Raw genomic sequence first — 10729 nt, 5'->3', positions numbered from 1 at the left:
TTAGTGCATCGCCAGGGACACACGGCCATCTGAAGAAACGCGCGTTGCCAGATGGATGGGAATGTCGCGGTCATTGATCGCCACCAGGCCTTCGAGGCTGAAGCTCAGCGACAGCACTTCCTGGGAGCTTTCGGCAACCAGGATGCGGGGTGATTTCAGCCGAGGCTCGTAGCGGGCGATCATGCGCGTCATGTTTTCAATCATTTGCGTGGTCTGGCCGGTCGCGAACGAACCGGCCAGATTGGTAAAGTCGGGTACGCCAAATTCGGCATCGATGGGCACGCTGCCGCGCTTGGTATTCAAGATGCGTTGCAAGTGCTGGACGATGGACTGCGTGAGGATTTCGGCCTGAGTCAAATGCGAGCGATGGGTCTCGTCTTGCAACTGGATGATGCGCTCGAGCAATCGTTTTTCTCTCAACACCCTGTTCCTTCTGTAATCGAAAGACCGCCGCCCTGAAGCAGGACGGCGTAGAACGCTCGACCCTGGCTTACGCCTTCGGCGCCAGCCAGGAATCTTCGGCTTCGATACCGTCCGGCACCCAGGTCCAGACGATTTTTTCGTAAGTGATGCCGATGTCTTCCATGTGCCCCATCTGCTTGAACTCAGGGCTTAGTACATTCGGTACCCATGTACGCGAGGAGACCAGCACCGCGTTGCTCAGGGTGATGGTGTAGTATTTTTCTTCGGTGCCCTTGGGCGAGATGCGATAGAACTCGAGCACGACGGTCTTGAGCTGCTCGCCAGAAGTCAGGGCTTGCAACAGCTTTGGCGAGGCCTTGTCGATTTCCTTGGTCAAGGTCATGCCCTGATGCACACGCTTGCCGGCAGGCAGACCGGTTTGCGGGTTTTTGGGGATGTCGATCAAGTGCTCGACCGCCTGGACGAGGATCTTGGCCTCGTGTCCGGCAACGGTACTGGAACCGTCGATCTTGCCTTGGTTATGGCCTTCGATACTCAAGTAGCATGGCATTGGCATAACGGGTACTCCGGATGATCCGTGAATGTTCAGGCCCTGATCAGGATCATCGGGGCCTGGGTCGTTGTGTTGAATCCATCGCAGGGAACCTCCGGGGTCATGCCCCCCGGATGAACCTCTGAACAGGCATTGACAGGCATTGATACCTGTCGCTCATCAGCTCTTGTCGAGCTTGCCTACCAGCGAAAGCGTGAAGGACGCCCCCATGTACTTGAAGTGCGGGCGAACCTTCAGGCCGACGCGGTACCAGCCCGGATCTCCTTCGACGTCACTGACGGTAATCTCTGCCTGGCGCAGTGGACGGCGGCTGCGCACACCGGCAGCAGGGTTATCCATATCGGCCACGTATTGGCGAATCCAGGTATTGAGCTCCGACTCCAGGTCACCCCGCTCTTTCCAGGTGCCAATGTTTTCGCGCTGGATGACCTTGATGTAGTGCGCCAGGCGGCTGACCACAAAGATGTAAGGCAACTGGGTGCCGAGCTTGTAGTTGAGTTCGGCTTCCTTGCCCTCTTTGTCATTGCCGAAATACTTGGGTTTCTGGCAAGAATTGGCGGAGAAGAAGGCGGCGTTATCGGTGTTCTTTCGCATGGTCAGCGCGATGAAGCCCTGCTCGGCCAATTCAAACTCGCGGCGCTCGGAAATCAGCACTTCGGTCGGGATCTTGGTCTGTGTTTCGCCCATTGCTTCGTAGTTGTAGACCGGCAGGTCACTGACTGTACCGCCGCCCTGCGGCCCGATGACGTTGGCGCACCAGCGATACTGGCCAAAGCTTTCGGACAAGCGACTGGCGAACGCAAAGGCAGCGTTCCCCCACAGGAAGTCTTTGTTGCCGCCACCGACGTTCTCGTTATAGCGAAAGGTCTTGGCCGGAATGGTGTCTTCACCATACGGCGTGCGCAGCAGAAAATGCGGCAAGGTCAAGCCGACAAACCGGGCATCGTCGCTTTCACGAAACGCATTCCATTTGGCAAACTGCGGCCCTTCAAAGACCGCTTGTAGGTCCTTGAGGTTGGGCAGGTCGGCAAAGCTGTCGACGCCGAAGAACTGCGGGCCTGCCGAGGCAATGAACGGGGTGTGGGACATGGCTGAAATGGCGGCGACCGATTGCAGCAGTTTCATGTCCTGCGGACCCGGGTTGAATTCGTAGTTACCGATGATCGAGCCGAATGGCTGACCGCCGAACTGACCGAACTCGGCGGTATAAACCGCTTTGTAAAGGCCCGAACGAGTAATTTCCGGTGCATCCTCAAAGTCTTCGAGCAGCTTCTCCTTGGAGACGCTGAGAATTTCCAGCTTGTTGTTCTCGCGAAAATCGGTACGGTCGACCAGGAATTTCAGCGAGCGCCACGAGGATTCCAGTTTCTGGAATTGTTCGTGGTGAATAATGGCATCCACCTGGCGACACAGTTTGGCATCCAGCGTGGCGATCATGTCGTCGATCAGGCCCGCACTGACTTTCTCGGTCTGGCGAGCAGGCTCGAGCAGTTCGGTGACGAAGGCTTCAAGCCCTTGACGGGTGACGGCATAAGCTTCATCGCCGGGTTTGACACGGGTAGCTTCTACCAGTTGATCCAGCAAGGAAACCGACTCAACGGCTTGCCCCGCGAGCTGCGTGGCCTGGTTTTTTTCTTCACTCATGGGTCATTCCTTGTCCTTGACGCCCAGTTCCGCGAGCAAACGCTCACGGGCACCGTCATCGTTCATCAGGGCCTGAAGTTGCTTGCGAAATTCCGGCAAATTGCCCATCGGGCCTTTCAACGCCTTGAGCGAGTCACGCAGGGCGATCAACTGTTGCAACTCGGGAACCTGAGCAACGATGGCATCAGGCTCAAAATCGCGGATGGATTTGAACGTCAACGACACGGGGATCTGTTCGTCTTGCGGCGCGTTTTCCGACAGTCGATTGGCGACCGCCAGTTGCAGGCTCAGGTTTTGCCCCTTGAGCACGTCGGTAAAGTTGTCCTTGTCGACGCGTATCGGTTTGAGGTCTTCGACTGGCGTATTGTCTTCACGCAAGGTGAAATCACCGATGACGAGTTGCTTCAAGGGCAGTTCAACCTGCTCTTGAGCTCCCCCGGTATCAGAGCTGTACACAATATTGACGCGCTCTTTGGGCGCGACCGAACCTTCACTAGCCATTTATTCCCCACTCCTGTTTACCGGGCACGCTTAACGCGGCCGTTGAAAAACTCATGGCATGGATATGCACACGTCTATCGGGCTCTGCCTGTGGCGTGTTTCAACTCGCCTGTGGGCTGGCCAGACGCCAGAACGCAGGCAGATCGATCGCGGCCAATTGCTGCATCCATATCGCTTTAAAACCACTGTCCTGTTGACTCAACGCCAACTCCAATAAAGGCTGCACAAGATCGGGCTCCCATTGATCCAGGCCTTGTGCCTGTGCTTCCTGCAACAAGACATCGACCGCCACGTGCAATTGGCTGCGCGGGTCAAAACGCTGCAGCAACACGCATTGAGCGCAGCGCAAACGGAATCGGTCACGGCCACCGCCGGCCTCACGCAGGCTGCCCTGCAGTCGACTCATTGCCTCGTTCAGCCGGCCATCGGCAGCCTCGTGGGCAGCCTCATCGATCAGGCTTTGCAAGGTGTCTGCAGTACTCGTATGGGCGGGTGGCACCAATCCTTCTAGCCAGTTGCGCGTTGTGCCATCGGCAAATGGCTGGCCGTCGGCAAATGTCAGCCCGCCGAGCGTCGGAAGACGCGCCAGAAAACTCCGCGTTTCCAGAACCAGGCTTGTCGCCGCTGCCTGGGCTTTGACGCCAAGACGGGAAAGGGCTGTATGGCTGGCTCGATTAAGGTCCAGCCAGAAGGGATAGGTGCTGAGTCGGCCTTCGCAAAAACGCACGATATCCAGAGGTTCGCCGACATTCTGCAAACGGTTGAAGCTCTCGAACTCAGCGTCTGAGGGTGCCGGCAGACGTGTTGCAGGTCCTTGCGAAGGCGGCGGCTGATCCAGTGTGATCCAGGCCAATTGGCGATTCAGGCGAAACAGCAACGGCAACGTGGTCTGTAAATCAAGACAGGATCCGATCAGGGGCTTAAGCGAGGCAAACACGCTGCTGATGGCATTTTCGATCGCTTCGTCGCTTGCCAGGCTTGCCAGGCTTGCCAATGGTTGAGCGGCGGCGAGTATCGGCGCGGCCTTTGCAGGAGGCGCAGGCATGGGCGTGTCGACAACCTGCACCGGCGCAGAAACGATATCCGGCACGGTGATTGTGGGTGCTACAGCAGCGTGAACGGGCAGTTGTGAAAGGCGCCGACGCAAGGTAAAGAAACGCGGTCCTTCAGCATCACGATCACGCCATTGCGTGTCCATGGCATCCCAGTCTTCGAGCAACGCAGCCAGTTGCCCTCCAGGCACTGGCTCGAAGCTTTCCTCGACCTTGGCTGTCAGCCACTCCAGCATCCACTCGATCTGATTGCGGCGGGCACGCAGTCGCGCAGGCGGTGGTGTCAGGGTGTCCCAATACAGCTCAAGCATTTGGCGCAGAACATGTACCCCGCTGACCAGCCCCGGCAGACCTTTGATTGAGGTCCAGGCACATACCAGCCAGACAGCCGCATTGAGGTCTTTGCCTTCGTCACGAAGCACCCGGGCGCACGCATCGGCCACCTTGTGCCAGTCGACGCCGGACTCAGCATGAATATTGACCAGTTTTTCAATTTCGACTTGTGCAAGCGAAAAGGCCGCCCCCTCACGGGGATTGTTTCCCGACGGACTGACTCCACTGATCGCTGACGCGCCCAACGTTTGATCGAAACCACTCATACGTATTCCTGCTACACCACACATCACTCGGCACATCGTCACTGGCACAAAAAGCGGCCGTCGATGCCTGGATCTTGAACAGCGGGCCCTGACAGGTCTGTCCGTTAGAAAATAATGAAGTCTTGCCGTACTTGAAGGCATCAGGTGAACACCTGAAATGAACGCGCGCACTGCTCTAAAACACCACTTTCGGCGAAATTATCAGATACCTGCCACACGGCTTGACCCTGCGTTGCAGTTCTTGAATTTTTTTTGGACCGGGCTGTTGCGCGCCTTACGATCAGGAAACGGAGGCGCTAGACAATGACAAAGTATTCGCCGTACATTGCCGATCGCGCAGCAATTACAACGCAGGGACGTAGGGGATTGATGACACGGAGGTGGCCTGTTGCTTGACTGAAACGTCACCCACCACGATGGGTTATTAATACAACCCGATCATTTGGCTCGCCGTGAAATCATGAATATTCCACCCTCTGGCCAGGCGTTGCGCCAAACAGGCACCCGGCAACACCATGATCATTTCGATGTCGCTGCCGAGCCGGTGGCCAATCAATTGTTGGCATGGCGGCGTCGTGTCGGCCATGTTATCGATGTACTTCCGTCCTCGGCTGACGTGAACCGTCCGTTCAGGGCCTCCATCGATCTGTACAGGCTGGGCGGGCGCGTATTTACTGATTGTTCCAGCGATAACCTGCTGCTTGATCGCCCGGTGGCCCGCATCTCTACCGACAGCATGCGTGACTATGTATTCCAGGTGTACACCCAAGGCGGAATCGATTGCATTGAAAGTGCCGGCCTCGAGCGTCGACAGCTTGCTTCGGCCAGTATCATGGCGCTTGACCTGAATCAGCCGATACGGATGCATCGCAGCCGGTGCCGAGTACTGACGTTTTTCGTACCGCGCCTGATTGTCGAGCAGACGCTGCCGCATGCAGAGTCCCTGCATGGGCGTGTCTTCGAGAATGACGATCCGTTGACCAGGCTGCTGATCAAACATGTCGCCGGGCTGTCAAAAAACCTTCCAGGCATGAGCGAAAGCGAAGGCATCCATGCATTCGATATCAGTATTCAGCTAATGCTAGGGGCCTTTGCAAAACAGGCCAAATTAAGCGGGAATGTGCGAGCAGCGGCACGCAGTGCCATGTTCGATCAAGCCAGGCGCTATATAAAAGAGCACTTGTATCAACCCTGGCTGACACCGGAAAGTGCGCTAAGTGCTTTACAACTCCCCCGGGCAACGGTGTACCGCCTTTTTCAACATGAAGGGGGGTTGGGCCGCTACATTATAAACTGTCGTTTGCGTGAAGCCGCCGATGAAATCGTGCGCTACCCTAATCGACAAATTATTGAAATTGCTTACAGCCTGGGCTTTAACAGTGCATCAGACTTTACCCGGGCCTTCCGCCGACACTATGGAATGTCGCCGCAGGACCACCGTTATCTGGCCCTGCAGAAAAAAGCACCCTCCTTTTCTTTCGCCCGTGCCTGTCAGGGCACCTGACACACTCAGGTTGCGCGGGGAAATCGAATCAAGGCATACAGGCTGATTATCATCGTGCCCAGTAAATACCAAGCCGGGGCCATCGGGTTATGGGTTGTGCCAATAAGCCAGGTCACGAAGAACGGACTGAAGGCCCCAAATACCGTCACGCCAATGCTGTACACCATCGACATGCCCGTGGCGCGGTGATGGTGCGGAAAAGACTCCATAATCATCACGGTCGTGACCCCGTTATTGCCCAGGGCCACCAAGGAATAGCCGGTAATGATCAGGATGGATGCCCATTCGTCGAGCCCTTGGGTCAAGGCGAGAAACACCGGGTAGACCAACATGATGCTGGCCAGCATTGTTATGTATTGAGTGGGTTTGCGGGCCAAGTACCGGTCCGCAAGACGAGCGAACAAAGGCGCTGCGATAAATAACATGGCGCTCGAAAAACACGCTGAAATCAGGCTCATGGTGGGCGACATGCCTAGATTGCGGACCAGGTAAGTCGGCATGTACAACACCATCAGATAGATACTTGCCGTGGGTGTAGCAATCAACAGAATCCCCAGCAACAACGGGGTGCGGTGCACGCTTAACAAGGCTCTGAATGAGGGTCGTGGCTCATGGGAGCACAGGGTCTCGACCATGTTACGCCGAATGATCCAGCCCACTGGAGCGATCAATAAGCCCAGCATAAAAGGAAGGCGCCACCCCCAGTCCAGCAGTTGCTCAGGTGTCAGAAACGCCGTTGTTGCAGCGCCTGTCAGGGCCCCCGTCAATGCTGCTGCTGCTTGACTGGCCGAGCGCCAACTGACCATGTAACAACGCCTACCCTTTGGCGCCAGTTCCATTAAGACCGCCGACGCAACGCCTATTTCGCCACCGGTGGCGAACCCCTGTAGCAAACGTGCAAGTACAATAAACAGTGTCGCGGTTACGCCAATAGAAGCATAGGTCGGCATAAACGCAATCAAGGCGGTGCCTATGGCCATTAACAGGTTGGACGCATTAAGCCCTGCCTTTCGACCTTTACGGTCGGCCAGACGGCCAATAACCATTGCCCCCAACGGCCTCATGAAAAAGCCGATACCAAACGTCAGCAATGACATCAGCAACGAAGAGAGCGGATTATCCGATGGAAAGAAAAGCTGACCGATGATCGCGGCCGAAAAACCATACACCGTGAAATCATAAATCACCAGTCCATTGCCGATAACGACCGCCAATACGATTTTTCTGGATTGTTGATTCATGATCGGCAAAGGGTCCGATACAAGCGTCGACGTCATTCGCAGGCCCTCGCCGGGCAGACCCAGATATCGGGGAGCTGAACGCCCTTGGTTTCAATCGACATAACGCCCTCGGCGAAACAATCTGATGTATCCACGGCCACGACAGACCCGGATCGATTCACGGACTGGGTTCAGCCCATGAATATTTGACCGGTGCGTTTTCTGCGACCTGCAAGTCTACATGCAGACTTGCAGGACCGACCACCTGAAATTAACACAGGCCAGTCACCGCCCATGGAAGTGCGCCCGATAATTAGTCAGGCCGGGCATAACGCGTTGTGACTTCACACATCAGGAGTGTCTTTGACTCAAGCGCTGCTATCAATTACCCGGATAGTGAACCTCAATATCACTGTCGAGGGCACCTGCACCGCCCTGATAATCTCTTGGCACCCGCTCGATATCGGCAGCGACCTTTTCGATCACATTGCGTAACTCCAATCGTTCAAGCCAACGGGCCGGTATCGCCGTCGGGCCGTACTGGATGCCCAGTAAATGCCCGGCAATCAGTCCGGTGCTGTCGCTGTCGCCGCTGTGGTTTACAGCGTTGATCACACCCTGCTCGAAGGAAGGCGCCGAGAGTGCGCACCAGACGCCGATGGCCAGAGCCTCTTCGGCAATCCATCCCCCACCGAACTCGTCGATACGATCCGGGGTTGGCTGGTAGCCTTCATAGAAGTAGAACAAGACCTTTTCAAGACTGGTGCGTACTTCGTCCATGCCGGGCTTCTGGCCGTGGGCAGCAAGGCTTTCACTCAGGGCATGTTCAAGGCTGACGGTCTGCTCGCTCATGCGTTGCAGGATGTCGGCGAACAGGCCCGCAGCGTGGTAACCGGCCGGGTGTCCGTGGGTCAGGCGCCCGGATTCGCTGGCGGTTTCAAAAGGTTCTGCGAAAAAGGCACAAGGCGCAACACGCATGACTGCGCCGCATCCCTTGCTATTGTTTTCGGCCGCAAAGCCAAGATGCCGGCTGGCCATGAGCGCGCTGACGCACGTGTTACCCGGCGCACGTCGGGACCAGAGTGCACGTTCCTGAACCAGCCAGCCGTTGAGTGTTACAGCGGTTAGCGGCTCGTGATCCTGGGTCATCAGCCAGCGCAGCAAAGCGTGGTGGATCACGGATGGAACGTTGCAGAGGCCTCGCGAGTACCCGCGTACCCAACTCCGCAATAACCCTTCGGCAGTAAACAGCATCATTTGCGTATCATCGGTAATCGCGCCCATTACCCCATAGGCTGATTGAAGATCCGCAATCCCTGCCGCTCCGAATTGTTTCTCAATGGCCGTCCACCCGAGAAACTCCACCGGAGCTCCCAAGGCATCACCGACCGCACCGCCCAGCAGACAGCCCCTGATTCGTTCAAGTCTGTTCATGGGTAGCCTGCTTGCCGCAGCGCGATTCGGCTCATTGCCAATAGCGCTCCTGGTGAAATGAAATCCGACGTCATGTCTGTTTCCTTGCATGAATCATTTAGGGTCGAAAACCAATCCAGAATATGTAGAGTTTGGCGACACGTATAGAATGTAGACTTATACAGGTAAATAATTCACGCCTATGGAGCCATCATGAAACGGCAGCAGGACATCAGGCAGGTACGCTGGGACCTGGCACTTCGCTATCGATTGATCGAGACGGTTGCGTGGTGGGAAGGCCGGCTGACCACAGTGCACTTGATGCAGAGCTTTGGCATCAGCCGTCAGCAAGCGTCCAAGGACATCAATACCTACATCAATGAACATGCGCCTGAAAACCTTACATATGACAAGCAGCTCAAGGGCTATATACCCAGCCCGGTATTCAGCCCGCGGTTCATAGACAACAGTGCAAGCGCTTATCTGCACCTGCTTTACCAGAACAGTGCACGGGCGCCACACATCGAAGGCCTGGCACTGGCGTATGCGCATACTCGAGTGCTTGAGGTGCCGGATCGCACGATCAAAGCTGAAATCCTGCGGCCGCTGCTCAAGGCGTGTCGCGAGCATCTACGCCTGGACATCGAGTATGTCTCTTTGAAAAGTCCCATTCCTGAAGGACGGATCATTGCGCCTCATACGCTGGTCTATACCGGAATGCGCTGGCACGTCCGGGCCTATTGCGAGAAGAACCGCGAATACCGTGATTTCGTCTTGAGCCGATTCAGGGGTATTCCTGACCTGCGCGACGACAAGACAGAAAACGGGATAGAGGCAGATACCGAGTGGAATACCGAGGTAATGGTACTCATACAGCCCGATGGGCGTCTGGACAAGGCACAACAGGCTATTATCGAAACCGATTTTGGCATGCAGGAGGGACAATTGATCGTCCCCAGCCGCAGCGCACTGGTGAAGTATGTGCTGCAACGCTACCAGATCGATCACAGGAATCTGGATCCTCACCCTGAAGCGCAGCAGATCGTGGTAGCCAATCTCAAGGAGCTCAAACCCTGGCTCTATGATTGAGCTGTTTTTAAACGCATACCAGGATGATTTCATATGACCCGTAACGATATTCAGCCTCTCTACAACAAGGCCTGGCTCTTCGCCTCCCAAGCCCATCTGGGGCAAAAGATGAAAGCCTCTGAGCTGCCTTATGCAACGCACGTCGCCATGGTTGCCAATGAGCTGATCTTCGCGGAGCGACAGGAATCCGTGGGCGAGCTTGAGGTTGCCCTTCCGGCAGCTCTCTTGCATGACGTGCTGGAGGATACGAACACCGCCCAGGAAACGCTGATAGAAGTCTTTGGGGTGAAGGTTACTTCAACGGTTGCCAGCCTGAGCAAGAACCTGATAGTGCCTTTTTCGGAAGAGCGTTACTTACAGGCAATCGCCAATCACTCGCGCGAGGCGGCAGTGATCAAACTGTGCGATCGCATTACCAATCTGCAATCGGCACCTGTGACATGGACACACGCCAAGCGGACGTCTTATCACGCTGAGTCGGCGCAGATCCTGCAATGGCTGGGGCATGTACATGCCTATCTCGGACAGAGGCTTGCCGAGAGCATGGCGCGGTATGAGCAGCTTTATGTGGCTGGCGGGGAGGGCATGTTGCCTGAGTGAGGATTGATCGTAAGCGACCGGGGAATGTTTTATTCCGCGCAAAGCAAAACCCCCGATCGCAGAGCGATCAGGGGTTCTGGGTTTGAATCTTGACGATGACCTACTCTCACATGGAGAAGCTCCACACTACC

General features: G+C 56.0%; 10 protein-coding genes. 3 read left to right on the top strand and 7 right to left on the bottom strand.

The annotated features are described in order from the left end of the window. The 5 genes from tssE to tssA all read right to left on the bottom strand — a co-directional run bounded on the left by tssE (window position 1) and on the right by tssA (window position 4772). Window positions 1-405: a type VI secretion system baseplate subunit TssE gene (tssE, locus tag ASF84_RS26170; protein WP_056841818.1), complete on the bottom strand. Its 405-nt coding sequence runs from the start codon at window positions 403-405 to the stop codon at window positions 1-3. A gap of 85 nt (window positions 406-490) precedes the next feature. Beyond that, window positions 491-979, bottom strand: a complete 489-nt coding sequence (locus ASF84_RS26165; protein WP_056841817.1) for an Hcp family type VI secretion system effector — start codon at window positions 977-979, stop codon at window positions 491-493. A 156-nt stretch (window positions 980-1135) separates the two neighbouring features. Beyond that, window positions 1136-2620, bottom strand: a complete 1485-nt coding sequence (gene tssC / locus ASF84_RS26160; protein WP_056841816.1) for a type VI secretion system contractile sheath large subunit — start codon at window positions 2618-2620, stop codon at window positions 1136-1138. A gap of 3 nt (window positions 2621-2623) precedes the next feature. Beyond that, the gene (gene tssB, locus ASF84_RS26155; RefSeq protein WP_056841815.1) at window positions 2624-3121 is read right to left on the bottom strand and encodes a type VI secretion system contractile sheath small subunit; all 498 of its coding nucleotides are present in this window, start codon (window positions 3119-3121) and stop codon (window positions 2624-2626) included. Between the two features lie 100 nt (window positions 3122-3221). Further along, complete coding sequence (gene tssA / locus ASF84_RS26150; protein ID WP_056841814.1) at window positions 3222-4772, bottom strand: type VI secretion system protein TssA; 1551 nt, start codon at window positions 4770-4772, stop codon at window positions 3222-3224. A 460-nt stretch (window positions 4773-5232) separates the two neighbouring features. Here tssA and ASF84_RS26145 point away from each other — a divergent pair, with 460 nt between their 5' ends. Beyond that, a complete protein-coding gene (locus ASF84_RS26145) occupies window positions 5233-6276 on the top strand; it encodes a helix-turn-helix domain-containing protein (protein WP_056841813.1) in 1044 nt (347 codons plus the stop codon). Between the two features lie 5 nt (window positions 6277-6281). Here ASF84_RS26145 and ASF84_RS26140 read toward each other — a convergent pair whose 3' ends face one another. Together ASF84_RS26140 and ASF84_RS26135 are read right to left on the bottom strand one after the other, a co-directional pair. Further along, on the bottom strand, window positions 6282-7553 hold the full coding sequence (locus ASF84_RS26140) for an MFS transporter (protein WP_056841812.1): 1272 nt from the start codon (window positions 7551-7553) through the stop codon (window positions 6282-6284). Window positions 7554-7877: 324 nt separating this feature from the next. Continuing rightward, window positions 7878-8930 (bottom strand): ADP-ribosylglycohydrolase family protein, encoded by a 1053-nt coding sequence (locus ASF84_RS26135; protein ID WP_056841811.1) that lies wholly within the window; start codon window positions 8928-8930, stop codon window positions 7878-7880. A gap of 192 nt (window positions 8931-9122) precedes the next feature. On the opposite strand from ASF84_RS26135, the gene ASF84_RS26130 reads away from it, so the two are divergent. Both ASF84_RS26130 and ASF84_RS26125 read left to right on the top strand, forming a co-directional pair. Beyond that, a complete protein-coding gene (locus tag ASF84_RS26130) occupies window positions 9123-9998 on the top strand; it encodes a helix-turn-helix transcriptional regulator (protein ID WP_056841810.1) in 876 nt (291 codons plus the stop codon). Between the two features lie 33 nt (window positions 9999-10031). Further along, window positions 10032-10598 carry an HD domain-containing protein gene (locus ASF84_RS26125; protein ID WP_056841809.1) on the top strand — a complete coding sequence of 189 codons (567 nt, stop codon included), beginning with the start codon at window positions 10032-10034 and terminating at the stop codon, window positions 10596-10598. Window positions 10599-10729 lie beyond the last annotated feature (131 nt).

Origin of the sequence: Pseudomonas sp. Leaf127 (assembly GCF_001423155.1) — a bacterium.
In the GTDB taxonomy this organism is placed as follows: Bacteria; Pseudomonadota; Gammaproteobacteria; order Pseudomonadales; family Pseudomonadaceae; genus Aquipseudomonas; species Aquipseudomonas ovata.
Note: the sequence above shows the minus strand (reverse complement) of the source record. Positions and strands in the feature narration are given on the sequence as shown.

Coding starts and splice junctions, on each gene's coding strand:
- tssB (WP_056841815.1), bottom strand. CDS start 3,121: ATGGCTAGTGAAGGTTCGGTCGCGCCCAAAGAGCGCGTCAATATTGTG.
- ASF84_RS26145 (WP_056841813.1), top strand. CDS start 5,233: ATGAATATTCCACCCTCTGGCCAGGCGTTGCGCCAAACAGGCACCCGG.
- ASF84_RS26165 (WP_056841817.1), bottom strand. CDS start 979: ATGCCAATGCCATGCTACTTGAGTATCGAAGGCCATAACCAAGGCAAG.
- tssC (WP_056841816.1), bottom strand. CDS start 2,620: ATGAGTGAAGAAAAAAACCAGGCCACGCAGCTCGCGGGGCAAGCCGTT.
- ASF84_RS26135 (WP_056841811.1), bottom strand. CDS start 8,930: ATGAACAGACTTGAACGAATCAGGGGCTGTCTGCTGGGCGGTGCGGTC.
- ASF84_RS26140 (WP_056841812.1), bottom strand. CDS start 7,553: ATGACGTCGACGCTTGTATCGGACCCTTTGCCGATCATGAATCAACAA.
- ASF84_RS26130 (WP_056841810.1), top strand. CDS start 9,123: ATGAAACGGCAGCAGGACATCAGGCAGGTACGCTGGGACCTGGCACTT.
- ASF84_RS26125 (WP_056841809.1), top strand. CDS start 10,032: ATGACCCGTAACGATATTCAGCCTCTCTACAACAAGGCCTGGCTCTTC.
- tssA (WP_056841814.1), bottom strand. CDS start 4,772: ATGAGTGGTTTCGATCAAACGTTGGGCGCGTCAGCGATCAGTGGAGTC.